Consider the following 26,475-nt stretch of genomic DNA (forward strand, 5'->3'; position numbering starts at 1 on the left):
ACCATTGCCGCAACACTAAATGAAAGGCACACAAATGATCCAATAGGATCTATGGGGGGGTAAAAATGGATACCGGCTTGGTCGTGCTATCGATTCCTTTAACTATTTTTACTGTAACCATTTCAGTGATTTTATTCAGTGCATATTGGAAATCTCCCAGCGATGAAGGACATTCCTTTGAAATGGTTTCGAAACTTTTGATTAAGATTCTAAGTATTTTTTCACCATTCTCAAAAAAATAGATAATGCTATCGCTGTTTTTTAGTGCTACTTCTGCAATCAACAGCAAATAGCACCCAACCAGCTATTAAAACTTTGAGGATAGATATGGCTGCCTTCTTTAAAATCTACAAGTTGTTTCCATATCCTCAATATTTTTATTAGGTAACAATCGAAATTCCAGTTGGTGGTTCGATTAATAATACCTTATGTGATATCGAGACACACCAGTAAACTCCTATTAACACTCTTCATTTCTATCTATCAATCAAAGAAACTGTGAAATGAACGCGATTAAGACCCTGATAAATAAATGTGAAATTCGTTTAGATACCAATGAAAAAACAGAAACGTTTTACAAATCATTAAGAGAATTAGTTACTTTTCTATTTTCCGTTATATTTGGTATTGGCCTTTACCAATTATCTGAAGTTGATACAAAATACGAGACAATTGTTTTGTTTTTGGCCTATATTTCTATTTTATTAAGCTGGTGGGGGTATCATTGGGGGAAAGTACAAGGACCAGAAGAAACAAATGTTTTGTGCTATGTAGTCGATTGTTTATTACTAGGAACTTATTGGTATTTAATTAACGACAGATATCCTATATCCAATGTTTTCCGAAATTATTTCTTTATGTTTCTTTTGTACTGGGCATGGGAAGCCATAAGATATTTAAAAATCGAATTAAGTGAAGTTGAACGCTCTAAAATTAAAAAAGCAAAAATAACAAATTTTCTATTTACACTATTAATGATTTATTTTTTATTTATAATATATGATAAAAATATTGGAACTGATAACAATGTACCGAAGAAAATTCTTGACGGTTCTACCGGTGAATGGTTTCTAATTCTATCCCAGTATTTCTTTATTATCCTCTATAGATTTTTGATACATAAAGCTTATAAAACCCCAAAGGTTTCAGCCCCAATCCTTGAACATCAAAATAAAGATGATAAAAGGCTAATTAAAGAGGCTATTGCAGCTTCAAATAATGCGAAAGCCTATTTATCCAATTTTAATGTCGGCGCAGCCATTTTAACACGCAATGGCACTATATTTAGAGGTTGCAATATAGAATTTGACAACTATTCAAACACAATACATGCAGAAGGATCTGCAATTAGCTCTATGATCATAAATGGTGGTATTGATCCGGTTGCAATTGCAGTTTTCACTCGTAGTGAAAAACTCGCATTCTCATGTGGGATGTGCAGGCAGTCTTTATATGAAGTAGGTGGACCTAACTTAAGAGTTATAACCTGTAACGAACTTAATTGTAGTATTAAAACTATGGAAGAACTTCTTCCAGAAGGATTTCATTTATGAAAAATAAACTATTTATATTTGACATTGCTGGTGTTGCTTGTGACCATGCCAGTCAAGTTTGCACTTGGATTAATGAAGAATATGGTTAAAATAGCAAACCTGATGATGTAGTTAGTTGGGATTATGATCTTGGTCCTATTAATTTTTTGGATGCTGTTGAAAAATACTACCAGATAAGCAACTTCATACTAACTATGGAAGTATACCACGGTTTTAATGAATTATTGTCTATTATTTCAAATTTAATGGACGTCATCTTCGCAACGAATAGACAATATTCAGACAAAGAAACTAAAAAATGGCTTAATGAAAAATTTGGAAAATTTGCAGTGGGGTTTGTAAGTAATACAAACTGACATTAACTTTGATTTCATATTAGAAAATTATCCCAATTCAGCTATTGCTGCTGCAAAAGCTGGAAAGACCAGCTTTTTAATTGAACGGCCATGGAATAATTGCCAAGAATTTCTCTACTATCATAAATAACACCCAAAATACTTATTTCGTATCGAATTTTAATGAAATACTTAGCTCGATTAGATTTATTTCCTTTTCCTTCCAAAAAACACTTTTAGTATGTTTGATTTCTACTTACGATAACCACTCCAACCGAAAAACACAATTTACTCTCGGGAAGCATTCGAAGGACCCAGGACTTAACCCGGTCCTATATCGAACTCATCAATGCCATGCCGGTGGAATGCGCTCCCGAGTACGTACCGCAGATAAAGGCAGGCGCTCAACAAAAAAGCAGGGATGCCGAGCAACGGATAAACACCGGAAGTGTTTTTACCACTGCATCCGACACGGCCTATAAGCCATCACCAATAGGGGTTTGATTAGCGGGGCGCGGTTTTTAGATTTTTGTCCACGGACTTTCCCCGGATCAACGCGCTTGTGTCCCGACGCGTCACTTCCACCCCACCGGCGGAAACTGAGACAGGATCCTGTCCACCGTTTTCTGCATGGCCGCATCAGCCGCCGCCGGGGTTTTATGGGTTTTCAACCGGTACACCCCCACCCCCCGCCAGAGCAGTGCATCCGTCCCGGCCGCACGGATATCGATGGTCAGCCGGCTCTCGTCATACTGGTAAACGCGCGTGTCGGCGCCCATGCCGCCGTACCAGGGGTGGTGGTACCTTCCCACGCCCACCGATGAATAGTAGGAATCGCTCTGGATCTTCCGTTCGATAGCCAGGTGATAGACCAGGTGCAGATCCGGTCGTTCCACGGCAGGGCGGATGTTGCGGCCCGTCAGGTGGGCCTCGACGGCCCGGCGGATGCGGCCGTCGAGCAACGGATTGTCAACGCGGATATCCCCGGTCGCCCGCTGAACCGGATCCTTCCACTGCCAGGTGCCATAGTGCGAGAGATCCTTATGGGGGTCGTAATCCTGGCTCACCTGAACCGTTGAGCAGCCGGCCATGAAAATGACCGCCAGCAGAAAAACACCGGAACGCATCCACATCATACCCACCTCCAGATTATGCAGAACAATGGGTAAAGGGTAAGGCCAATTTGATCCCGGCGCAACGGCAGGGCGATCCTTCGGGCAGAGGGCCGATTGACAGGGCCGCGGGGAGCCGGTAATATTTTTGTACCGTCCATGAGGAGAATGCGGAGCGGCGTCATGAGCACCATCACCATCATCCGGCTGCCCCTGGGCCCCTTTCGGGTCAACACCTACCTGGTCATTTGCCGGTCCACCGGCCAGGCGGCCATCATCGATCCGGCCGGAGAGCCGCAGACGATCATCGATGCCCTGGACCGGGCGGCGGCCACCCCCTGCCTGATTCTCAACACCCACGGCCACCCGGATCACGTGCTGGCCAACGCGGCGTTGCGGGCGGCCCTGGCCGTGCCGGTCTGGATGCATGCCGAAGACAGCGGTTTCTTCGCCGATTCACCGGACATCGGGGACCTTGAAGCCCGGACCGGGCTGACGGTGGACACCGTGGCGGACCGGCTGTTTGCCGATGACGAGCGGCTCCAGTTGGGAGCGGCGACCATCCGGGTACTGCACACACCGGGGCACACACCGGGGTCCTGCTGCTTTCTCGTGTCCGGGCATCTGTTTACCGGCGACACCCTGTTTGTGGGCGACGCCGGGCGCACGGATCTGAAAGGCGGCTCGCTGGACCGCCTCATCCGCAGCATCGAAACCCGGCTGATGAATCTTGCGGACGACACCCGCATCTGGCCGGGTCACGATTACGGCGACCGGCCCGGCAGTACCATGGGCCGTGAGCGAAAAGAAAACCCGTACATCACCGATTTCATCCTCGACAGCTGATTCATCTGCGCCGGTCGCGACATGACAGGCAGGCGCCCCTAAAAGGAACGAGGCACCATGAATTCCCTTCACGTCAGTTTCGATGAAGCATCCAGGGCCGTCGACCCCATTGCATCCGCATCCCCGGAACCCTGGGAGGAGGTCTGCGAGCGGTTTGACAACGATGTCCGGCGGATAATGGCCGTTTCGGACCACGAGGGCTATACCGCCCTTTACGCCTGTTTTGACGAGAACAATCAGCCGGTCTATTATCTGGTGGAAGAAGGTGAGGCGCTGATGAAACTGCGGCGAAAAACATTTCTCAGCAAGCTGGGGCAAACGCAGGCCTGAGGGGTGTTCGCCGGTGGCCGGGCGGCGGAAACGGATGGATTCGGTTGGGGCAGGTTTTACGGGGCTGCGGCGGACAGCGGCCTCGCGGTAAAGCCCCAGGGCAGCGTCGTCCGTCCCGGCGGGTCACCGTCCGCGGCCGGGATCAGCCGCCATTGATCTTGTTTCGCAGCTTTCCCGAACATTTGAAGGTCACCACCTTGCGCTCCCGCAGGATCAGGTCTGAACCGGTGGCCGGATTTCTGCCCCGTCGCTCCTTTTTCTGCTTCACGCAGAACTTGCCGAAGCCGGATACGAGCACATCGTCACCGCCCTGGAGGTTTCCTTTGATGATTTCAAGCAGGGATTCGACGGTCTCGATGGATTTTTTTTTGGTGAAACCCAGGTCATTCACCTTTGCGACGATATCGTTCTTGGTCAATGCCATGGCGCCTCCTGAGGAAAAGGGTTTCCGGATCAAAAAGAACGCGCCGGTCACTCCCCGCCGTCATTCTCATCCTTGTCTTCGGGAATGACCCGGGCGACCTTGTCCATAATCGAGTCCACCCGGCTCATAATTTCGTCGATCTCGGCTTTAAGCGCTTCGTCATCGGTTTCGGTCATTTGAGAACTTCCTTGCCGGATTCAGGTTCAGTGTTCTGATCGCCCCCGGGAATCCCCGTGCCGGTTCCGGGGCCCCTGCCGGTCAGCGCGGGTAGTTGCCGTGGGAATACACATAATCGTAGCAATACGCCTGGTACTCGGCATCGCACCGGGCGCCCGCCTCCTGTTCGGGGTCGACGGTTTTTTCCAGCCATGCCAGCCACTGGGCTTTGGCAAAATCGTACAGGACCCCCCGGATCAGCTCCGGTGCGTCACAGACCTCGGGATTGTTTTTGACAAACAGGCCCACGCCGTCGATCACCGCCTTGACATTGCGGATGTATTCACTCTCGTCCAGACGGTACTCGGTGGACACATCCAGGAATTTTTCCAGCAACGCCTTGGCCGTCCCTTCTATCGCGTCGATACAGTTCATTGCACCACTGATCCGCCGCCCCTCGACCGGGCCAGCGGCTCCAGAGACTGTCAATTATCGGTGAAACACCGCTTTGTTTAATGATATCATACAGCTATTAGAAATATACGCAAGGCCGGATGATGTCAAGTTCATATGATGCAGAAACGAGCCAGACGCCTGTGAGATCACTCGGACAGGACCGAATCGATCTCTTCCAGAAACCGGCTGCGGGGGTTGAACTGGCCCTTGCGAAAATTGGCGGAGGTGATGAACAGGCAGCGTTCCGCCCGGGTCACCGCCACGTACATGAGCCGGCGCTCCTCTTCCAGATCGTCGGCGCTGTCCATGGACCGCCAGTGGGGAAACAGCTGTTCTTCGCACCCGATCACGAAAACCGTGTGAAACTCCAGGCCCTTGGCACCGTGAACGGTGGACAGGTTGACGCCGGCGGATTCCTCCTCGTCATCCTTGTCCTCACGGACCAGGGCGGCCTCTTCCAGGTAGTCCACGATGGTCTCTTTCTGGGAGGCGGCGTGGATCAGCTGGTCGATGTTTTCCTGCCGGGCGGTAAAATCCATGGAATTGGAGCGGGTGTAGTTTTCCAAGTGATCCATGTATCCGGTGCGGGCGATCACTCGCCGGATGGCTTCGTCGGGGGCCAGGTCCCGGATCTCGTCGAGCAGCGCCAGGAGCGCTTTCAGCCCGTTGTACAGTTTGGGCGTGAGCACCCGTTCGGCCACCGCCTGCCGGGCGGCCTCTTTCAGGCTCATGGATCCGCTGCGCATCCCTGAGATCTTTTTCACGGTGCCCGGGCCGATGCCCCGCTTGGGCGTGTTGAGGACCCGTTCGAAGGCCGTGTCGTCCTTGTCGAACACCGCGGCGGTGATATAGCAGTTGAGATCCAGGATCTCCACCCGGTCGAAAAAGCCCTTGCCGCCCATCATGCGGTAGGGAATGTGCGCCCGGCGAAATGCCTGCTCGAAAGGCAGGCTGCAGAACTTGGTGCGATAGAGCACCGCCATCTTTTCGTATGGGATGTTCATGCGCACCATGCTGCGAACCTTGTCCGCCACCCAGCGGGCCTCCTCCTGGTCGGTGACAAATTCATGGGTTTCGACCACCCCGCCTTCCTTTTCCGAAAAACAATCCTTTTCCATGCGGCTTTCATTGTGGCCGATCACCCGGTTGCCCAGCTGCACGATTTCGTCGGCGCTGCGGTAGTTCTGCTCCAGCCTGAAAATCCGGGCGCCCGCGTACTTCTTCTTGAAGGAAAGAAAGTGGCTGACGTTGCTCATCCGGAAGGAATAGATGGACTGCCAGTCGTCGCCCACGGCAAACAGGTTCCCGTCCCTGAGCAGCAGGGCGGTGATCTCCTCGTTCAGGTCGTTGGTGTCCTGGTATTCGTCGCACAGGATGTACTGGAATTCGGCCTGGTAGCGCTCCCGGATGTCCGCATGGTCCCGCAGCAGGTTGCGGGTCAGCAGCAGGATGTTGTCGAAATCCACGGCATTGGCCGCCTTCAGGCGCGCTTCATATTTCTGGTAGACATCGACCAGGCGGATGTTGCCCTGCCGGGGATGGCGGTCAAAATATGCACCGGGATGCCCGCTGTTCTTGGCGTTGGAAATCTGCCCGAGCACCCCCATGGCGTGTTTTTTATCGTAATTGAGGCCCAGCAGCACCTCCTTGACCGTCTTTTGCTGGTGGTAGGTCGTAAAGACCTGGAGGGGCGGATGGAAATCAAGGCGGTCGCTGTGTGCCTTGAGGATCTGGAAACAGGCACTATGGTAAGTGCGCACCCAGGGAAAGCGCGAAAGCCCCATTCCGGTCATCTGAATCAGGCGGCCCTTCATTTCTTCGGCCGCCTTGTTGGTAAAGGTAATCGCCAGAATGTGTTCCGGCGGCAGGCCCGATTGGACCAGGTGGGCGAATTTGGCGGTCAGGGTACGGGTTTTTCCCGACCCGGCGCCGGCCACGACCAGGGCCGGCGATCCGGTATGTTCGACAGCGGCTTGCTGCTGGGGTGAAAGCTGCATGGATCATGTCTCCTGTTGCGACGCCGGGGTTGACCGATCGGTATCGTGTTGACGCGGGAAAGGCCGACAACCGCAGACGGCGGTTGCAAAACCGGCACGGGTTGGGCTATTAAGACGGCCCATCGGAGAACATCCGCCGCACCGGGAACCGCTTTGCGCCCTGTTGAAAAAAAACGGGTTCCCGCAATACGCACAAGGGGGAACCCGAAAGTGGCTATGGAGCCACCGCGCGGAGTCGAACCGCGGACCTACGCATTACGAGTGCGTTGCTCTACCAACTGAGCTACGGTGGCTGAAAAAACAGAAAGATTTCGTATAGTGTTTATGGACCAAAAGCAAGCAAAAAGTGCATCGGACAGACTGATCGGGGACATTGCCGGGCGCACCGGCCCCCTTGTGATTACCGGCATGGCCGGCAGTGCCGGTGCGCACCTGGCAGCCCGCATCCGCAGCCGGCTCAAACGGCCCGTTCTGGTGGTGACCGCATCGACCAAAGCCGCCGAGCAGCGGCAGATGGAAATCGCTTTTTTTTCCGGGGAAACGGGCCCGCCGGTGGTTCACTTCCCGTCATACAATATCTCCCCGTTCAAATTCATGTCCTACCACAACGAAACCGCGGCACGGCGCATCCGGGCCCTGTACGGCATGATCGACGGGCACCGGGGGCAGACCACGGTGACCACGGCCGCCGCCCTGCGCCAGCGGCTGATTCCCAAATCGGTGCTCGCCGGTTTTGCCGAGCTGATCATCGCCGAGGAGGAGATCGAACCGGACCGGCTGGTGGCCAAACTGGTGGCCGGCGGCTACACCCGCAGCGTCGTGGTGGAGGAACCGGGGGACTTTTGCGTGCGCGGCGGCATCATCGACATCTTTTCGCCCCTGTATGACAGCCCCCTGCGCATCGAGTTGTTCGGCGACTATGCCGAAACCATCCGATTTTTTTCCCCGGCCAGTCAGCGCAGCCAGGACCATGTGAACGAAGCGATCATTCTGCCCGCCAGGGAAGTCACCCTGGAAAAAGACCGCCTGGATGCCATCGTCGGCCGGTTCCGGGCACGGGCACTGGACCTGGAACTGCCCCGCACCACGGTCCGGGACATCGTGCAGCGCATCAAGGAGCAGGGGGTCTTTCCCGGCATCGAAAGCCTCACCCCGCTGATCTACGACCGCATGGGCACGCTGTTCGACTACCTGCCGGACAACACGGTCATCATCGCCGAGAATCCGGCCGAACTGGCCCAGGCCGCCGAAAAATGCAGCCAACAGGCCCAGGTCAACTACCACAAGGCCCGCGACGACAGGCACCTGTGCGTCGAACCAGCCGATCTGTTTTTAACCTGGGAAGCGATCGAAGGCCACCTGGACCGCCGGGAAGCCATCAGCCTGGCGCCGCTGGCAGTGGCAGTGGCCGGCATAGATGACCGTCCGACGACGGATGCCGATGTGACCGACAACAGCGACCTGGTCCTGGCCATGGGGCAGGCCAGAAAAACCGATCAGCCGGCCGCCCCGCTGATCCGATGGATCGGGGACCGTCAGGAAGCAGGACAGGCCATGGTGATGGTCTGCGAGACCGATCGCCAGGTCAGCCGCCTCGCCGCCATCCTCGACCCCCACGGCGTGTCGGCGACCACCGGCACGCCGTTCCCCCAGCGACTCCGGCCGGGACGGGTATGGATCTGCAGGGGCAGCCTGTCCGAGGGATTCATCTGGCCGGGCGACGGGCTGGCGGTGGTCACGGAAACCGAGATATTCGGCCCCCGGGCCAAACGCCCCCGACCCGCCAAGAAAAAGGTGCGGACCGAACTGCTGGCCTTTTCCGACCTCAAGCAGGGGGACCTGGTGGTCCACGACGAACACGGCATCGGCCAGTACGAGGGACTGGTGAAACTGAACCTGGAAGGCACCGTCAACGACTTCCTGCTGGTTGTCTACCGGGGCGACGACCGCCTCTACCTGCCCGTTGACCGCATGGGCCTGCTCCAGAAATACATGGGGGTGGAAGGCATGATGCCCGCCCTGGACAAAATGGGGGGCCGATCGTGGGAGCGGGCCAAGGAGAAGGTGCGCCAGTCCGCGGAAAAGATCGCCGGTGAGCTGCTCAAGATCTACGCCCAGCGCAAGGTCAACACCGGGCACGGCTACGGCGCGGCCGACAGCCATTTTGCCGACTTCGAGGCGGATTTTCCCTACGAGGAGACGCCTGACCAGCTCAAGGCCATCGAAGCGGTACTGGACGACATGCGCAGCCCCACCCCCATGGACCGACTGGTCTGCGGGGACGTGGGCTACGGGAAAACCGAGGTGGCCCTGCGGGCCTCCTTTCTGGCGGTCAGTGAAGCCAAGCAGGTGGCCATGCTGGTACCCACGACGGTACTGGCCGAACAGCACTATGCCACCTTCGCCCGGCGCTTCGATGCCTATCCGGTAAAGGTGGCCTGCCTGAGCCGCTTCCGGTCCAAGGCCGATCAACGCCGCATCGTCGAAGAAATCAAAAAGGGCACCGTGGACATCGTCATCGGCACCCATCGACTGCTGCAAAAGGATGTCGCCTTCGCCGATCTGGGACTGTTCATCCTCGATGAGGAGCAGCGATTCGGGGTGCGGCACAAGGAAAAACTCAAACGCCTGCGGACCACCGTGGACGTACTGGCCCTCACCGCCACCCCAATTCCAAGGACCCTGCACCTTTCCATGATGGGCATCCGGGACATCAGCATCATCCGTACGCCGCCGGAAGAACGTCATGCCATCATCACCTATGTGTGCGAGTTTGACGACACGGTCATCAGCGAGGCCATTCGCAGTGAACTGGCCCGCGGAGGGCAGATCTTTTTCGTGCACAACAACGTGCATGCCATCGACCGCATGGCCGCCTACCTGCAGGAGCGGGTGCCCGAGGTCCGCCTGGCCGTGGCCCACGGGCAGATGGCGGAGGATGACCTGGAAGCGGTGATGATGCGCTTCATGGACCGGGAGATCGACATGCTCGTGTGCACCACCATCATCGAATCCGGCATTGATGTGGCCACGGCCAACACCATCCTGGTCAACCGGGCGGACCGCTTCGGCCTGTCCCAGATCTATCAGCTGCGCGGCCGCGTGGGCCGGTCCGACGAACAGGCCTATGCCTACCTGTTCATTCCCGAAGAGAGCCGACTGGGCAAGGATGCCCAGAAGCGCCTCAAGGTGCTCATGGAACACAGCGACCTGGGTTCGGGTTTCCAGATCGCCATGAACGACCTGAAAATCCGCGGCGGCGGGGCCATCCTGGGCGCATCCCAATCCGGCCACATCGCCGCCGTGGGTTATGACATGTTCCTCAAACTCATGGAAGAGGCCGTGGCCCAGATCAAGGGTGAGCCCATCGTCGAAGGACTGGAGCCGGAAATCAACCTGCCCATGTCCGCGCACATCGCCGAAGACTATGTCGCCGATATCGACCAGCGGCTGTCCATCTATCGCCGCCTGGCAAAAATGAACGATCTCAAGGAAATCGCCGACATGAAAGCGGAACTGATGGATCGATTCGGCCCCCTCACCGAAGCGACGGAAAACCTGCTGCTCAAGATCATGCTGCGGGTGCTGTCAGTGCGCGCCGGCGTCAAGCGCCTCGACCTCTTCGGCCATCAGCTGTGCCTGGCGTTCAGTGAAGCCCACCAGCAACACCCCCTGGGGATTGTCCAGATGATCACCGCCGGCGGACGGCCCTACCGGTTCACGCCGGACCATCAGTTTAAGGCAACCCTGACCAAAGGCGCCCCCCGGGCCATTCTGGCCCAGGCGAAAAACATCTTGATCGAAATAGCGCAACATGTTAACTCCTGATCGTTTATGGGAACCATATTTAGAAGATTTGCAATAAGTTATCGACCAGCAAAAACGTCGCTGAAGTCATGTCGGGCATCGGCCGCCGCCAGGGTCTGCAGGGCCGCCTGCTTCGTCATCCTGGCGCTGTCGACGGGGTGCTCAGGTCCGGACGATTCATCCCATGGGGAGGCCGTGCTGATCCGCACCGACCGGCAGACCGTCACCCGGGCCCAGTTCGACCGCGCCTTCGAGGCCGCCCGGATTGCCTACAGCGACGACCGGTCGGTGGACCCGGAAACCCTGGCGAACGCCCGGTTGCGCCTGCTCGATCAGATGACCGAAGAGCTGGTTATCGATCGCCGGGCCGCGGAGCTGGGGATCGTGCTGGAAGAGACCGAACTTGAAGCGGCAGTCCATGAAATCAAAAAGGACTACCCGGAAGACGAATTTGAACAGATGCTGCTGGAAAGCGCCATCCCTTTCTCCCTGTGGAAAGATCGGCTTCGGGCGCGCCTGGTGATGGAAAAAGTCGTCGATCGGGAACTGGTTCAACCGGTGGAGATAACCACACAGGATATCCAAGCCTACATCGAGGCCCACGAGGCGGACTTCGCTGCCCCGGAACAGAAGTCCACGGATACGGATCTGAATCGCCATATCGTGGAACGGATCCGGCGCGAAAAGGTCGAAGCGGCCTACCCCCAATGGATGAACGGCCTGCGAAAAAAATACGCGGTAGAGATCAACTGGGAGCTGTGGGAACAGTCCCAAGGCACACGGGAAAAATAATTACAGCCGGGTGCCCAGTCCCCCTGATGCCGGCTCCGCCGGATGGAAAAAGGAATCATGACCTTGGAACGAAATGTCTTTTTGAATATACTGATCGTAATGTCGATGCTGGTATTTTCCGCCACGGCAACGGCTTCATCGGCTGCCGAAGTGCTCGACCGGATTGTGGCGGTGGTCAACGAAGATATCATCCTGCTGTCTGAGCTGAGGCAGCGCATGGTGCCCTTCGCCCAGCGCATCCGTCAACAGGGGTTCACCGAGGACCAGGAACGGCAGATGCTGTTTAAATTGCGCGAGGACTTGCTCAACCGTCTGGTGGATGAAAAACTCACCGATCAGGAAATCGAGCGCAACGACATCCGGGTGGATGAGGCCGCCATCGACAACACCATTGAACGCATAAAAGCGGCCAACTACTTTACGGACGAGGACCTGCGCGATTTCTTGCAGAAAGAGCAAATGACCATGGAGCAGTATCGCGAAAAAATCAGGGAGCAGGTCCTGCGAACCCGTCTGGTCAATTACCGGGTGAAATCCAAGATTGTCATCACCGATGATGAGATCCTGGCTTATTACGACAGCCATCCCGAACTTTACGGCGGGAAAATCCGCTACCATTTGAGAAACATCCTGATGCGGGTGCCCGAGTTTTCCACCGATGCCGAAAAGGCCGGAATTCATGAACGGATGCAACAGCTCCGCTCACGGATAGAAGCCGGTGAATCCTTTGCCGATCTGGCCCGAACCGACAGCCAGAGTCCCGCCGCTGCGGACGGTGGAGATATCGGTGAGTTTGATGAAGAGACCCTCTCGCCGCAGATCCGGGCGGCGATCGAGGGATTGAAGCCGGGCCGGACCACCGGGGTGCTGGACACGGACCAGGGATTTCAACTCTTTTATGTGGAAGCAATCAGCCGCACAGAAGGCAAGCCCCTGGAAAGCGTCAGGGCGGAGATCCACCAGAAGCTTTTTGCCGAGGTGGTAGACCAGAAATTCATCTCCTGGCTGGAGGATCTGCGCAATGGGTCTCACATCAAAATCATCAATTAGTGTCCGCCCGGGAAGGGGCGGTTCCGGCCACGATCAAACCAGGCAAAGGCTTTTGCCACCGGCATCGGCAGGGATGCCGGGAAAACTGGCACTCGCAGAAGGCAGCCGTCCGGAAGCATTGCCGTTTGGGGACTGACACTGACCGGGATCGGGCCCACGATCCTTGGATATAGCGGTTCTTCTATGGAATCGAAAACCAATCAGGAAACGTTTGGAAGCTACTTGCAGGGCTTTCGACTTGAACAGGGTTTGGCGATCGAAACGGTCGCCCAGCAGACGAAGATTGCCGCGCACTGCCTCAGGGCCATGGAGGAAAATGCCATTGACCGGCTTCCCCCGCGGGCCTACGTAAAAAGCTTCATCCGCACCTATGCCGATGCCACGGGAGCCAATGCGGATGTGGCCATGGCCCTGTACACGGCCGAGCTTGAACAGCAGGCCACCGTCGAACAGCGGCGCCTGAAACGGCGGGCAAAATTAGGACTGCTGCGCCGCACACTGATGGCCGTCGGGGTAATCACCAGCATCCTGTTGCTGGTGCGGTACACCAATTTTTTCCCCGATACGGAACCGCACCCGGGCGCCGTCGCGCCTGAACAGGCTGCTGCGCCGGAGCCATCCGCCGGCGGGACCGCTCCGGCCGCAAGCGGCCTGTTCGTGGAAAAACCGACGGGCAAATTGAAGCTTCAGGTGGTCGCCGTGGAACAGACCTGGCTGAAAGTCATTGTGGACGGCCAGAATGCCCGATCCTATGAGTTGAAGCCCGAGGACCGCCTGGAACTGGAAGGAACGACCGATTTCAACCTGTTGATCGGCAACGCCACCGGATTGAGGATATTCCTGGATGAACGGCCGGTAAAAATATTCGGTGACAGCGGCCAGGTGGTCAGCCTGAAAATTCCATGAACCGACGCCTTGCGTCTGATCGCACCGGCCGGACATCACCCTGAAAACGAACACCCTAAATCTCGACACGTTAATCTGATGCAGCAGGATCGCCAAAAAATACTGACCGTCAGCATCAAACGATTGCTGCGTCGCGGTGCCAGCAGCCGGCTTCGCAAAATCGTCAATAAAACCCATGGTGCCGACCTGTCCATCCTGTTCCGGGACCTGCCGCTGAAGGACCGGCGGCTTCTGTTCGACATGATCGACGACGTCGAGCAAAAGGGAATCCTGTTCAGCGAACTGGATGAGGATCTCTTCATTGAATTCATCGACGGCATGGATCCGGATGAGGTCGTGGCGATCCTGGATGACATGCCCAATGACGATGTCGCCGATCTGCTCAACCAGCTTCCCGACGAAACCGCCAGCAGCCTGCTCAAGCGCATGAAGAAAGAGGGGTCCGACGAAGTCGAGGACCTCATGCGCTTCGAGGACGATACCGCCGGCGGCATCATGAACCCCGACTTCATTGCCCTGAATCAGGAAATCACGGCCAAGGCGGCCATCGAGCAGATCCAGAAGGAGTTCGCCGACGTCGAGATGCCCTTTTATCTCTATGCGGTGGACGAATACGGCAACCTGGTGGGCGTGTGCTCCCTGCGCCAGCTGGTGGTGGTCAAGCCCCAGACGCCCCTGAAGGCCTTCATGACCACCGACGTCCTTTCGGTGCAGACCCACATGGACCAGGAGGAAGTCGCCAAGCTGGTGGCCCGTTACGACATCCTGGCCGTACCGGTGGTGGACGACAGCAACCGGCTGGTCGGTATCGTCACCGTGGACGACGTCATCGACATTTTCCGCGAAGAGGCCACCGAAGACATCCTGAAAATGGCCGGCGTGGGCGAAGAATTCGTGGAAACCAAAAGCATTTTCAAGAGCACCCGCATCCGGCTGCCCTGGCTTTTTGCCAGCTGCCTGGGCGGCATCTTCGCCTTTTACGTGATCGGCACGTTCGAGGACAGCCTGAGCCGAATCACCTACCTGGCCGCCTTCATCCCGGTCATCATGGGCATGGGCGGCAATATCGGCACCCAGTCCTCGACCATCGTGGTGCGCGGTCTGGCCACCGGCCGGCTCAACATCCATGACATCTGGACGGTGGTGGGCAAGGAGCTGACCGTCGGTTTCATCCTCGGCCTCGTCTACGGCCTGCTGATCGGATCGGTGGCCCAAATGCAGTACAGCACCTTCATGCTGGCCCTGGCGGTCTGTCTGGCGGTGGTCTGCTCCATGTCCGTGGCGGCCCTGGTGGGATCCTGCGTCCCCATGATCTTTGCCCGTCTCAACATCGATCCGGCCGTGGCCACCGGACCGTTTGTAACCACCGCCATCGATATCATCAGCGTCTATTTTTACTTTACCATCGCCACCCGCTTTCTCGGCGTCTGACACCATGGCCTGCCTGAGTACCCCCGCCATCCTGCTGCGCCGAATCGAATTCGGGGATTACGATCTCATCGTCACCCTGTTCACCCGGGCACAGGGCAAAACCAGTGCCATTGCCAAATCCGCCAAAAAAAGCGTCAAGCGCTTTCCGGGTGTGCTGGAACCGTTTTCCCGACTCAACGTGGTCCTGGCCAGGGGGCGGGGAAAAGGCATGCCGGTGCTTCAGGAGGCCTCTCTCGAAGATCCGTTTTTCAAAATCCGCGAGAGTATCGTCAAAACCGCCTATGCCAGCTACTGGATGGAGCTGATCTACCTGTGGATGGCCGAGGGAGAGCCCCAGGAACCGCTGTACCGGCTGATGCTGCACGTGCTGGAAGCACTCAACAGTGGGGAAACACCCGTTGAAGTACTCAGCATCCTGTTTCAGATGCGATTTTTGTCGCTGGCGGGATTCCGGCCCAATTTTGACCACTGCCATGCCTGCAAGACCTGTCTGGACCAGATCCGGCATGCGTCGGTGTTCTCGGACCCGGCCAAAGGCGGCATCGTCTGCCCGAGTTGCGGGATCCCCGCCAACGGCCTGCTGAAGATCTCCAAAGGCACCCTGAAACAGCTCATGTGGACCGATTCCGGCGGCCTCGAGCGGGCCGCCCGCGTCAGGTTTACGCCGACGGCCGTTGCCGAGGGACTGACATTCCTGGAATCCTTCGTCCCCTTCCACATCGGCAAACGCCCCAAGAGCCTGAAGGTGCTCAGGAACATCAGGCAGGTGGTCAATAAAAAAACAAATATGTCAAAGGGATATCAACCACCATGACGACCCGGACCGACACAATGACGCTGGGCACTATCGGGCCGATTCTGGAAGCGCACCCCGTCTGTGCCTCGGCACCCTGCCGGATCGATTTCGGGGGGACCCTGGACATCAGCAGCTTTCACTATCCGCTGCGGCACCTGGCCCCATCCACCGTCAATATTGCCCTTGACCGGCGCACCACCGTCAGCCTGCGTCCGGCCGCGGACCATCGGGTGCAGATCTCGTCGGCGGGATTTGCCGACGCGGCATTCCATCCGGCGTCCGCCCCCTATGATCATCCTTTGGGGCTCATGTTCGCCGTGGCCGACTATTTCGGCGCCGGCGGGGTTCACATCGACATCCAATCCGCCTCTCCGCCCAGGAGCGGGCTGGGGGGGTCCTCGGTGGCGGCCGTGGCCCTGATTGCCGCCTTTTCCAAGGTGATGGGCCACATGGGGAAAAAGGCCCTCTCCCGGGAACGCATGGCGCTTCTGGCCCATGCCATCGAGCAGGGCGTCGCCGGCGTTCCCTGCGGCCTCCAGGACCAGCTGGCTGCCGCTTTCGGCGGCGCCAACGCATGGTCCTGGCCGGCCGATCCCGGCCGGGCACCCTTCGCCAGACGCACCCTGATAGAAGCGGATGCCATTGCACGCCTGGACCGCCACCTGCTGGTGGCTTATCTGGGCGTCACCCATGTGTCCAGGGAGGTCAACACCACCTGGGTCAGGCAGTTCATCGGCTCAGAGGGCCGCGACCGCTGGCAGGCGATCATCCGCCTGACCCGGGATTTTGAGACGGCGCTCACCCGATGGGACATGTCGGCGGCCGCCGATGCCATGAACCGGGAAACGGCCATTCGAAAAGCCATGACCCCGCGGGTGCTCGACGATATGGGCGACCGGCTGGCGGCGGCCGCCGTTCAATGCGGATGCGGCGCCCGTTTCACCGGTGCCGGGGGCGGGGGGTGCATGTGGGCCCTTGGCGAAAAGGATGATGTGGCCGCCCTGAAACCCCAATGGCAAAAGCTGCTTGCCCGGCGCCCCGCAGCGGGAATCCTCGAGTGCCGTCCGGACCCAGACGGCGTTCGCTGAATCCTGCTCGTCTGGAAAAGGACCAGCCTGCCTGTTCAGGGACAGCCAGAAATAACCGACGCAATCAACGGCATCGATGGGAAACAACATGAAAAAAATACTGTTCACGGTGATGCTGGCACCACTGGTCTGGGCGTCATTTTCGGGAAGGGGGCTTGCCGACACCATTCGCTGGGTGCAGTATGACGTGTCTCCCTATGCAGCCGAACATCTTCCCGCTGGCGGATTCTGGTGTCAGATGGTCAAGGAGGCGCTTGCCCTGCACGGACACGATGCGACGATCCGATGGTTCCCCCTGAAGCGTGCATTCGCGATGGTCGAAGAAGGCGCTGCAGACCTGTCCCTGGGGTGGCTGAAAACGCCGGAACGTGAGAAAGCGGTCCTTTTCAGCGACGCGCCGGTCGCCCGGTCGCCGGTCGTTATATTCCATCGCAGGGATAAAGCCTTCGATTGGGAGACCCTCGACGATCTCAAAGGGCTGCGCATCGGAGACCGACTGGGCAATGTCAACGGGGGGAAAGCCTATCTGGCGGCTGAAAAAGCCGGCGTGATTTCGGTCGAACGGGTTCCCACGGACGAACAGAACCTGAAAAAACTGCTCAAGGGGCGGATCGACGTGATCGTCGGCGCGGAGTCAATGATCAAAGGCGTGCTGCGGGACAGGTTTTTACCGCAGGAACGATCGAAAATCGCCATGCATCCCAGGCCGCTCCATGTGGTGTACGGCTATGCCGTGTTCAACAGGCAGCTCTCGCCACACCTCATACGCGCATTCAATGACGGCATCCGGCAGCTGCGCGAAAACGGGCGTTTCGATCAATTGTCCCGTGAAACCATGCAGCAGTAGTCATTCGCGCCTTCCCACAGGAATCTCTTTCGGGGGACGGTCCAGCCAAACCTGTGTCGGCGAAGGCAAAATGCAGGTGTCCCGGCCGGAGCCAACGCGCCTCTTGTTAAACCCCATCGATAATGGTACGTAAAGCGCTTATCAGAAAGGCATCAGATCTGAAAACCCCAATCGATTATAAACTTTTTCAGTCATTTGACGAGTGATACGGACAATCGAGGAAAGTGTATGAATTTTCAGGATGTGATTCTCACGTTGGACAGATTCTGGGCCCGCAAGGGCTGCGTGGTGGTTCAGCCCTATGACCTGGAGGTGGGCGCCGGCACGTTTCATCACCACACCACACTGAAAGCACTGGGGCCCGAGCCCTGGGATGTCGCCTATGTCCAGCCGTCCCGGCGCCCCACCGACGGCCGCTACGGGGACAACCCCAACCGGCTGCAGCACTACTACCAGTACCAGGTGCTGCTCAAACCCTCCCCCACCAACGTCCAGCAGCTTTACCTGCAAAGCATGAAAGCCCTGGGCGTGGACCCGCTGGAGCATGACATCCGCTTCGTGGAGGACGACTGGGAATCGCCCACCCTGGGCGCCTCGGGACTGGGTTGGGAGGTGTGGCTGGACGGCATGGAGTGTACCCAGTTCACCTATTTCCAGCAGGCCTGCAGTATGGAGCTGTCTCCCATATCCGTTGAACTGACCTACGGCCTGGAGCGCATCGCCATGTACCTCCAGGGCATCGACAACGTCTACGACCTGAAGTGGAACGAGACGGTCACCTACGGCCAGGTGCACCACCAGCAGGAGGTGGAACAGTCCACCTACAATTTTGAAGTCGCCGATGTGAAGATGCTGCTGGACCGCTTCAACATGTACGAAGCCGAAGGCAAGCGGATCATCGAAAAGGGCCTGGTCCTTCCGGCCTACGAATACACCCTCAAATGCAGCCACACCTTCAACCTGCTGGATGCCCGGGGTGCCATCAGCGTCACCGAGCGCACCGGGTACATCGGACGGATACGAAACCTGGCCAGGGCCTGCGGCATGGGCTACCTGAAGCAGCGTGAGGCCATGGGTTTTCCGTTGATTAAGAAGTGTTAAGCAAATGTATCCTGACGGTTATATTCAGTCGAAATTATCCGGGGCTTAACACTTGAAACGGATGTACGCATTCGGTTTGGTCCGACCCTCGTCCTGAAAAATGACCAAAGTCGAGCGGTTCGTAAAATTGTATTAATTTATTGAGGTGAATATGGATACCCTACTACTTGAAATCGGCGCCGAAGAGATCCCGGCAGGATATATCCAGCCCGCCCTGGACGCTCTGGCCCGGAACCTTCTGAAACGGCTGGACACGGCCCGCGTCGCCCATGGCGGGGCACGCACCTGCGGGTCGCCCCGGCGCCTGACGGTGATCGTGGACCAGGTGGCGCCCAAACAGGCAACGGTGACCGAAGATATCATGGGGCCGCCGGAAAAAATCGCGTATGATGATGGGGGCCGGCCCACGGTGGCGGCCGTCAAATTCGCTGAAAAGGCGGGCGTTGCCGTCAAGCGCCTGAAGGTCGTCCAGACGGACAAGGGACGTTACCTGAGCGCCCGCAAGACCAACCGCGGGCAGGCCACCGTCCGGCTGCTCAAAACCATCCTGCCCGAGGTCATCCTGGCCACGCCGTTTCCCAAAAGCATGCGCTGGGCCGATCTCTCCATTCAATTCGCCCGCCCCATCCAGAGCATCGTGGCGCTTTACGGCAGCCGGGTGGTCTCGTTTACCCTGGGCGGCAGCATTAAAAGCGGCCGCCGGGCGCTGGGCCACATGTTCATGAATCCGGGCAAAGTGACCATCCCCTCCCCGGAGGCCTACGCGGAGACCATGGCCTCGGTCAACGTGGTGGTGGACATCGACAGACGCCGGGAAATGACCGCTGCGGCCGTGGCCGATGCCGCCGCCGGCATCGGCGGGCAGGTGCTGCCCGACGAAGAGTTGCTGGATATCGTCACCAACCTGGTGGAAACGCCCATCGCCACGGCGGGAAAATTCGACGACATTTTTCTCGATGTGCCCGGGGAAATTCTCATCACGGCCATGCGCGAGCACCAGAAGTACTTTGCCGTGGTCGACACGGCTGGCCGGCTGATGCCCGGTTTTGTCGCCGTCAACAACACCCGGACCCGGAACATGGACCTGGTGGCCACCGGGCACGAGCGCGTGCTGCGGGCCCGGCTGTCCGACGCCCGGTACTTTTACACCGCCGACGTCAAGGTGCCCATGGACGACTGGGTCGAGGATCTCAAACGCGTGCTCTTCCAGGCCAAGCTGGGCAGCATGAACGAAAAGGTGATGCGGGTGAAAGCCCTTGCCGGATGGCTGGCCGATGCCGTCAACCCTGCCGAAAAGGAAAACGTGACCCGTGCCGCCCACCTGTGCAAGGCCGACCTGGTGAGCCAGGTGGTGGGTGAATTTGCCAAGCTGCAGGGCGTCATGGGGCGGATTTACGCCCTGGCGGCCGGCGAGGCGCCGGATGTGGCGGCGGCCATCGAGGAGCATTACCGGCCCACCCACAGCGGGGGACAGCTGCCGGAAACGGAAACCGGCGCCCTGCTCTCCATCGCCGATAAAATCGACTCCATCTGCGGATGCTTCTCCGTCGGCCTGATTCCCACCGGCGCCGCAGACCCTTACGCCCTCAGGCGCCAGGGAATCGGCATCCTGCAGATCATGCGCAGCCGCAATATCGGCGTTTCCCTGTCCCGACTGGTGGACAAGGGGGTCTCCCTGTTCGCCGACAAGAGCAGCGATCCGCCCGACCGCATCGCGGCGGCCGTCATGACGTTTCTTAAAAACCGCCTCTCCCGCCTGCTGGTCGACCAGGGAATGTCCAAGGATATCGTCGCTGCGGTCATCAGTGCCTCGACGGACCGGATCCCCGATGTGGAGCGCCGGGCGGCCGCCCTGGAAAAACTCAAGGGCAAGGCGGACTTCGATCCCCTGGCTGCGGCCTTCAAGCGGGTGGAAAACATCCTGAAAAAAGCCGCCCGGACCGAATCCGCGCCGGTCAGTCCGGCCCTGTTCACACACGACTCGGAAGGCGCCCTGCACACGGCCTGCCAGTCGGTCACGACCCGGGTGGACCGCCTCATGGACCAGGGAGACCTGGAGGGCGCCCTGGGTGCCATCGCCACCCTGCGTGACCCGGTGGATGCCTTTTTTGACGATGTCATGGTGATGGCCGACGATGACGCGGTCCGCCGCAACCGGCTGGCCCTGCTGGCAGCCATTTCGGCCCTTTTCGGCCAGATTGCCGATTTCTCCCAGATTTCGACCTGACCCGGCGATGTTGGGTCAGACCGAGGAATTCTGAATTGTGGGATCGAGGAACTTAAAAAAGCTCAAATCGATTCTAATTCCTGAATCACGGAAGTCCCTGATCCCCGAATCCCTAAATTATTATTTTCAGGAGGCGCTATGCCCTTTGATCCAAACAAAGACAAGGTGCTCAAAAAATGGCAGTGTCCGGAGACCGGGCTGCTGGTCACCATCAATCGCTATGACCAGGGGGAAGCCAAAGTGCAGATCGGCCCCCGTATCCTCAAGAAAAAGGACGGCAGTGACCGCGCCCCGGTGAAAGCCGGCCGCCTGACGACCGAAGACGTTCTCTGGCTTTATGACGTCATGGATGAAATCAAGGACGAACTGACGGACCTGCAAAGACCCAGTTGATCCATTGCGATGCCAGAAATACCGGACGGATGGCGGTTCCCGTTTCGCCTCCGTCCGGCCAGTTTCACAACCCCCGGGACGAACGCATATCCGCAGACCCTGCCCTTTCATGTCCGACCTGAGCGCCTGTGGATCGAGATCATCGTGCTGGCAAGGCCGGAGAAAGGAATCTGTATATGCATGCCGCGACGCCCCATAACACAATTCAACGACCCAATCTCGAATGACAGATCATGCCTGACCGCCGCGCCATCGTGAACCCCGTGAAAGGGAAAAAACCGCCTGAAACCGGCACCGTGGCCATCATTGCCGCCACGGAAGGCGACCTGCGGCTGCTTGCGCGCCTGACGGAGACCCCCTTGGTGGCGCAGCGAAAGCTATACATGAGCACCCTTCAGGTGCACGCGGACGGCCAGCGGCGGTTTACCCTAACCGGACCGGTCGTCGGTGCCCCGTACGCCGCCATGATCGTCGAATCGTTGTGGGTCTGGGGGGTCAGGACCCTCCTTTTCGTGGGCTGGTGCGGGGCCGTATCGCGCCAGGTCAAGGCCGGGGACATCATCGTACCGGAAAACGCCATGGTCGACGAAGGCACATCGGGCCACTATTGCGATCCGTCATGCCGCGTGGCCCTGCCGGCCCGCCCGCTGGTGCACCAGGCCCGGCTGGCCCTCCAGCACCACGGTGCATCCTTTCACGAGGGTTCCGTCTGGACCACCGATGCCATCTTCCGGGAAACCGTCGAAAAGGTGAAACACTACCAGGCCAGAGGCGCCCTGGCCGTGGAGATGGAACTGTCCGCCATTTTCACGGTGGCCGGTTTTCGCCGCATGGCAGCCGCCGGCATGCTCGTCGTATCCGATGAACTTTCCGATTACCAGTGGCGTCCCGGCTTCAGGACGCCGTCCTTCAAATCATCCCGCGAGAAGGTCTGCCGGGCGGCGCTGACCCTGGTCAGCTGTTTAGGGGTTTAGGGAGGGAGTATTGAATAAGGGATACGCCCGCCTGAGGCCTCGCCCCCTTGAACCGTGAACCCTAATTTATTCTTTACCCATGACCCAGACAACCACAGACGAACTGGTCGACCTGCTGACCGCGTATAATCAGGCCTATCGCCAGGGCTCCCCCATGGTCGAAGACGCGACTTATGACGCGCTGGTGGAACGGCTGCGCACGATCGCACCGGACCACCCGTTCCTGAAGGCCGTGGAGCCCGAACAATTTCCAGGCAGGCAGGAAGTGCGACATCCGGCCCCCATGCTCTCCATCGAAAAGGCTTACACGCGCGAGCAGCTGGAGCGGTTCGTGGCCCGGGTCCGGAAAGAAGCCGACGCAATGGGGCTGGAGTCGGTGGCCTTCCGGCTGACGCCCAAGCTGGACGGCCTGGCCGGTCGGGACGACGGCCAGGTGTTCGCCACCCGGGGCAACGGCCGCGTGGGGTACGAAATCTCCAGCGCATTTGAAAAAGGCGTTGTCCCCATCGGTGGCCGGGGCCGGGGAGTGGGTGAAATCGTGGTGGTGAAAAGCTATTTCGACCAATGCATGGCCGAATTTTTCGAGCACCCGCGCAACATGGTGGTGGGCATCATCTCGTCGGACACCCTCAACGAAAACGCCAGAACCGCCCTGAACGACCGCAAGGTTCATTTCGTTCCCTACAGCCAGGTTTTCTCGATGGTCGTCGACGGTGCCCGACTGGTGGAAGAGACCCGGTCCCTAGTGGAGCGGCTGCTGGCCGATGTGGACTACCCCACCGACGGCGTCGTGGCCGACGTCACGGATGAGCGATTGAAGGAACGCATGGGCGCCACGGCCCACCACTACCGATGGCAGATCGCGATAAAGACCAAGGGCGAAACCGCCAGGACCACGGTGACCGGCATCCAGTGGCAGGTGGGCCGCACGGGCAATGTCACACCGGTCATGGAGGTGGAACCGGTATCGCTTTCGGGTGCGACCATCCGACGGGTGACGGCCCACCATGCCGGCAACATCCGCAACGCCGGCATCGGCATCGGCACCCGCATCGAAATCATCCGCAGCGGTGAGGTCATTCCCAAGCTGGAAGCGGTCCTGGAGGCCCGGGGAGAGTTACGATTGCCCGATGCATGCCCCTCGTGCAGCCAGCCGCTGACATGGCAGAACGATTTCCTCAAGTGTACCAACAGCGCCTGCCGGGCCCAGATCGAGCAGCGCCTCAGCCACTGGTTCCGGATCCTGGGAAATGCCGACTGGTTCGGCATCAAGACCGTTCAGAAAATCGTGGACAACGGCCACGACAGCCTGGAGGCGATCTATCGCCTTTCCGAAACGGATTACACATCCATGGGCTTCGGACCGGTGCAGTCCAAAAACCTGGCGGAAGCCATCGTCATCAGCCGGACCAAGCCGGTGGAGGACTGGCGGTTTCTGGCGGCCTTCGGCATCGCGGACCTGGGCACCGGGGACAGCCGCAAGCTGCTGGCCCATGTGCCGCTGGAAAAAATCGTGGACGTGGAACCGGACGCCATCATCCGGATCAAAGGGTTCGGCGATAAAACCAGCGGACGGATCGCGGAAAGCATCGGCGCCATGGCCGGCACCATCCGCCACATGATCGACCTCGGTTTCAATCTCCAGCGCACGCCCCTGGTCTCCGAGCAGGCTGCCGTCAGCAGCCCCATAGCGGAAAAAGGGATCGTCTTTACCGGAAAAATGGTTCACGGTTCCCGGCAGGCAATGCAGGACCAGGCCCGAGCCCTGGGCGCCCGGGTGCAGACCGCTGTCAGCGGCAGCACGGACTATCTGGTTTGCGGCCAAAAAGTCGGGGCATCCAAGATGGACAAAGCCGAACGACTGGGGGTGGCCATCCTCACCGAGAGCCAATACCTGGCCATGCTCGACGATGCGACGCCAGGCCATTGAAAAAACGGACAGGCACCGCTACCCGTGAAGGCCTTCCATGAACCGATCTTCGAAGACAGCCGCCATTATCCTGGCCGCCGGTTTTTCCCGGCGCATGGGGCGATTCAAACCCCTGTTGAATCTGGCCGGCATGACAGTGCTCGACCGGGTGGTGTCCCTTTACCGCAATGCCGGCGTGACGGACATCCGGGTCGTGACCGGCTTCCGTTCGCAGGCGATCCGGTCTGCCCTGCCCGCCGGCACGGTATCCGTGGTTCACAACCCGGACCATGAAAAAGGCATGTTCTCGTCCGTGCTGGCCGGCGTCAAGGCCCTTGCCCCGGACGTGAGGTCCTTTTTTGTCCACCCGGTGGACATCCCCCTGGTCCGTCCCCACACCCCGGCCATGCTGATGGCGGCATTCGACGGACACCCGCCGCCGGTCGTCTACCCGGTGTTTGACGACCGCCGCGGACACCCGCCGCTGGTTCATGGACGACTGCGGGCGGCCATCGGCACCCATGACGGCAGCGGCGGCCTGCGCGCCCTGCTGGGCCGTTTCGATGCAACGGCCCTGGATGTGAACGTGGCCGACGAAGGGATCCTGCTGGATCTGGACACGCCTGATGACTTCCGGCACCTCTCAACCCGCCTGGAGAGCGCCGCCTGTCTCACCGAGCGGGAGTGCCGGATGCTCATGGAAAAGGTTTGCGGCCTGCCCGGACCGATCATCGACCACTGCCGACGGGTGGCGCAGGTGGGGCAATCCCTGGCCAGGGCGGTCAATGCCGCCACCGGCGCCCGCACCGTTGATGTCTCCATGGTCCGGTCCGCCGCCCGGGTTCATGATGTGGCGCGCCTCGACAGGCACCACGCCGCTGCCGGGGCGCGCCTGCTGGAAAAAATGGGATTTCCCGCCATGGCGGAGATCGTCGCGGTTCACATGGATATCAACGTGACCGCGTCGTCTCCCCTTGACGAAGCCCAGATCGTCTATCTGGCCGACAAGCTGGTCGCCGGGAACAGGGTGGTCAGCCTGGCGCAACGGTTTGCCGCAAAACTCGAGAAATATGGCCATCAACCTGAAATTGCAGCCAACATCGACAGACGGCGGCGGGCGGCGCTGGCGATCCAGGGCAAGGTGGAGCGAATCGCCGGCAAAGCCGTCGATCAGATCCTGAAGACGGCTCGAACTGGGGAAGGGGCCCTTTATGCACAAGATTCTGAAATCCTGGCTGACCGCAGGCCATGAGAAAAAGATACTGCTGCTCCGCCATGGCGACACCGGCGCCGGTGATGATGAAAAGCGCTTTATCGGCCAGTCGGATGTGCCCCTGAACGATATGGGGCGTCACCAGGCACACTACTGGCGGCAATGCCTGGCCGAGGCCCCACCGGCACACATCGTCTCCAGTGATTTGCGCCGCTGCATGCAAACGGCCCGCATCATTGCCGCCGGCCAGCACACGCCGGTCACCCCGCAGGCCGGCCTGCGAGAAATTCTCCTGGGGAAATGGGAGGGGATGACCTTCCGCCGTGTCAGGGAACGCTGGCCAGACGCCTTTGAGAAACGCGGGAGGGACCTGGCCCACTTCCGCCCCCCCGGGGGGGAGAGCTTCCTGGACCTTCAGCACCGGGCGGTCCCCGCATTTGAACAGGCCGTCCGGCAGCCGGGCAGGCGGATTCTGATCGTCGCCCACGCCGGCGTCAACCGGATGATTCTGTGCCATCTGCTCGGGATGCCGGCGGCGAACCTGTTTCGGATCAGCCAGGACTGCGGGGCGTTGAACCTCATTGACGACCGGGCCGGCAGGCATCGAATCGTATCGCTGAACCTGATCCCGTCCCCGTCGGGACGTCGTAACGGATACCCGGCCGCCGCCGACCGGCGGCCGGACGGTGATTCCGGGCCCCCGGTTTGACCGTCCCCCGTTCCTGCCTTATT

General features: G+C 58.6%; 24 protein-coding genes and 1 tRNA gene. 18 read left to right on the plus strand and 7 right to left on the minus strand.

The genetic code is table 11. From position 1 onward, the window contains the following. Positions 1–49: 49 nt before the first annotated feature. Positions 50–283, minus strand: coding sequence for a hypothetical protein (locus DSCA_RS08100; protein ID WP_155315946.1), 234 nt, complete (start codon positions 281–283; stop codon positions 50–52). A gap of 220 nt (positions 284–503) precedes the next feature. Here DSCA_RS08100 and DSCA_RS08105 point away from each other — a divergent pair, with 220 nt between their 5' ends. Beyond that, positions 504–1,553: a cytidine deaminase gene (locus tag DSCA_RS08105; protein ID WP_155315947.1), complete on the plus strand. Its 1,050-nt coding sequence runs from the start codon at positions 504–506 to the stop codon at positions 1,551–1,553. 910 nt (positions 1,554–2,463) lie between these two features. On the opposite strand, the gene DSCA_RS08110 is transcribed toward DSCA_RS08105, so the two are convergent. Beyond that, positions 2,464–3,024 (minus strand): DUF4136 domain-containing protein, encoded by a 561-nt coding sequence (locus DSCA_RS08110; protein ID WP_155315948.1) that lies wholly within the window; start codon positions 3,022–3,024, stop codon positions 2,464–2,466. 159 nt (positions 3,025–3,183) lie between these two features. On the opposite strand from DSCA_RS08110, the gene DSCA_RS08115 reads away from it, so the two are divergent. Then, positions 3,184–3,846 carry an MBL fold metallo-hydrolase gene (locus tag DSCA_RS08115; protein WP_167527665.1) on the plus strand — a complete coding sequence of 221 codons (663 nt, stop codon included), beginning with the start codon at positions 3,184–3,186 and terminating at the stop codon, positions 3,844–3,846. A 57-nt stretch (positions 3,847–3,903) separates the two neighbouring features. Further along, complete coding sequence (locus tag DSCA_RS08120) at positions 3,904–4,176, plus strand: hypothetical protein (RefSeq protein WP_155315950.1); 273 nt, start codon at positions 3,904–3,906, stop codon at positions 4,174–4,176. 142 nt (positions 4,177–4,318) lie between these two features. Here DSCA_RS08120 and DSCA_RS08125 read toward each other — a convergent pair whose 3' ends face one another. From DSCA_RS08125 to DSCA_RS08140, 5 genes are all read right to left on the minus strand, one after another. Next, positions 4,319–4,600 carry an integration host factor subunit alpha gene (locus DSCA_RS08125; protein ID WP_155315951.1) on the minus strand — a complete coding sequence of 94 codons (282 nt, stop codon included), beginning with the start codon at positions 4,598–4,600 and terminating at the stop codon, positions 4,319–4,321. 47 nt (positions 4,601–4,647) lie between these two features. After that, complete coding sequence (locus tag DSCA_RS32920; protein WP_269434654.1) at positions 4,648–4,776, minus strand: hypothetical protein; 129 nt, start codon at positions 4,774–4,776, stop codon at positions 4,648–4,650. A gap of 82 nt (positions 4,777–4,858) precedes the next feature. Beyond that, positions 4,859–5,191 (minus strand): hypothetical protein, encoded by a 333-nt coding sequence (locus DSCA_RS08130; RefSeq protein ID WP_155315952.1) that lies wholly within the window; start codon positions 5,189–5,191, stop codon positions 4,859–4,861. A 167-nt stretch (positions 5,192–5,358) separates the two neighbouring features. Further along, on the minus strand, positions 5,359–7,209 hold the full coding sequence (locus tag DSCA_RS08135) for an ATP-dependent helicase (protein ID WP_155315953.1): 1,851 nt from the start codon (positions 7,207–7,209) through the stop codon (positions 5,359–5,361). Positions 7,210–7,426: 217 nt separating this feature from the next. Next, a tRNA-Thr gene (locus tag DSCA_RS08140) sits at positions 7,427–7,502 on the minus strand. A 31-nt stretch (positions 7,503–7,533) separates the two neighbouring features. On the opposite strand from DSCA_RS08140, the gene mfd reads away from it, so the two are divergent. From mfd to cobC, 15 genes are all read left to right on the plus strand, one after another. Beyond that, the gene (gene mfd, locus DSCA_RS08145) at positions 7,534–11,037 is read left to right on the plus strand and encodes a transcription-repair coupling factor (protein WP_231716418.1); all 3,504 of its coding nucleotides are present in this window, start codon (positions 7,534–7,536) and stop codon (positions 11,035–11,037) included. Positions 11,038–11,043: 6 nt separating this feature from the next. Continuing rightward, the gene (locus DSCA_RS08150) at positions 11,044–11,808 is read left to right on the plus strand and encodes a SurA N-terminal domain-containing protein (RefSeq protein WP_155315955.1); all 765 of its coding nucleotides are present in this window, start codon (positions 11,044–11,046) and stop codon (positions 11,806–11,808) included. Between the two features lie 57 nt (positions 11,809–11,865). Next, a complete protein-coding gene (locus DSCA_RS08155) occupies positions 11,866–12,858 on the plus strand; it encodes a peptidylprolyl isomerase (protein ID WP_167527666.1) in 993 nt (330 codons plus the stop codon). Positions 12,859–13,041: 183 nt separating this feature from the next. Then, a complete protein-coding gene (locus tag DSCA_RS08160) occupies positions 13,042–13,764 on the plus strand; it encodes a helix-turn-helix domain-containing protein (RefSeq protein ID WP_155315957.1) in 723 nt (240 codons plus the stop codon). A gap of 78 nt (positions 13,765–13,842) precedes the next feature. Beyond that, positions 13,843–15,195 carry a magnesium transporter gene (gene mgtE / locus DSCA_RS08165; protein ID WP_155315958.1) on the plus strand — a complete coding sequence of 451 codons (1,353 nt, stop codon included), beginning with the start codon at positions 13,843–13,845 and terminating at the stop codon, positions 15,193–15,195. A gap of 4 nt (positions 15,196–15,199) precedes the next feature. Then, the gene (recO, locus tag DSCA_RS08170) at positions 15,200–16,009 is read left to right on the plus strand and encodes a DNA repair protein RecO (protein ID WP_155315959.1); all 810 of its coding nucleotides are present in this window, start codon (positions 15,200–15,202) and stop codon (positions 16,007–16,009) included. Continuing rightward, on the plus strand, positions 16,006–17,079 hold the full coding sequence (locus DSCA_RS08175) for a GHMP family kinase ATP-binding protein (protein ID WP_231716419.1): 1,074 nt from the start codon (positions 16,006–16,008) through the stop codon (positions 17,077–17,079). The genes recO and DSCA_RS08175 overlap by 4 nt, the downstream gene beginning before the upstream one ends. An 88-nt stretch (positions 17,080–17,167) precedes the next feature. Continuing rightward, positions 17,168–17,926 carry a substrate-binding periplasmic protein gene (locus DSCA_RS08180; protein ID WP_167527667.1) on the plus strand — a complete coding sequence of 253 codons (759 nt, stop codon included), beginning with the start codon at positions 17,168–17,170 and terminating at the stop codon, positions 17,924–17,926. Between the two features lie 228 nt (positions 17,927–18,154). Then, positions 18,155–19,027 carry a glycine--tRNA ligase subunit alpha gene (gene glyQ, locus DSCA_RS08185; RefSeq protein WP_155315961.1) on the plus strand — a complete coding sequence of 291 codons (873 nt, stop codon included), beginning with the start codon at positions 18,155–18,157 and terminating at the stop codon, positions 19,025–19,027. Between the two features lie 151 nt (positions 19,028–19,178). Further along, complete coding sequence (gene glyS, locus DSCA_RS08190) at positions 19,179–21,254, plus strand: glycine--tRNA ligase subunit beta (RefSeq protein WP_155315962.1); 2,076 nt, start codon at positions 19,179–19,181, stop codon at positions 21,252–21,254. A gap of 138 nt (positions 21,255–21,392) precedes the next feature. After that, entirely contained in the window at positions 21,393–21,647 is a 255-nt protein-coding gene (locus DSCA_RS08195) for a hypothetical protein (protein ID WP_155315963.1), read from the plus strand. Positions 21,648–21,880: 233 nt separating this feature from the next. After that, positions 21,881–22,621 (plus strand): nucleoside phosphorylase, encoded by a 741-nt coding sequence (locus tag DSCA_RS08200; protein WP_155315964.1) that lies wholly within the window; start codon positions 21,881–21,883, stop codon positions 22,619–22,621. Between the two features lie 79 nt (positions 22,622–22,700). Continuing rightward, a complete protein-coding gene (locus DSCA_RS08205) occupies positions 22,701–24,551 on the plus strand; it encodes a BRCT domain-containing protein (protein ID WP_155315965.1) in 1,851 nt (616 codons plus the stop codon). 37 nt (positions 24,552–24,588) lie between these two features. Further along, positions 24,589–25,782 (plus strand): DVU_1551 family NTP transferase, encoded by a 1,194-nt coding sequence (locus DSCA_RS08210; RefSeq protein ID WP_155315966.1) that lies wholly within the window; start codon positions 24,589–24,591, stop codon positions 25,780–25,782. Continuing rightward, on the plus strand, positions 25,742–26,452 hold the full coding sequence (gene cobC / locus DSCA_RS08215; RefSeq protein WP_155315967.1) for an alpha-ribazole phosphatase: 711 nt from the start codon (positions 25,742–25,744) through the stop codon (positions 26,450–26,452). The genes DSCA_RS08210 and cobC overlap by 41 nt, the downstream gene beginning before the upstream one ends. Positions 26,453–26,475 lie beyond the last annotated feature (23 nt).

This window comes from Desulfosarcina alkanivorans, assembly GCF_009688945.1.
Taxonomy (GTDB): domain Bacteria; phylum Desulfobacterota; class Desulfobacteria; order Desulfobacterales; family Desulfosarcinaceae; genus Desulfosarcina; species Desulfosarcina alkanivorans.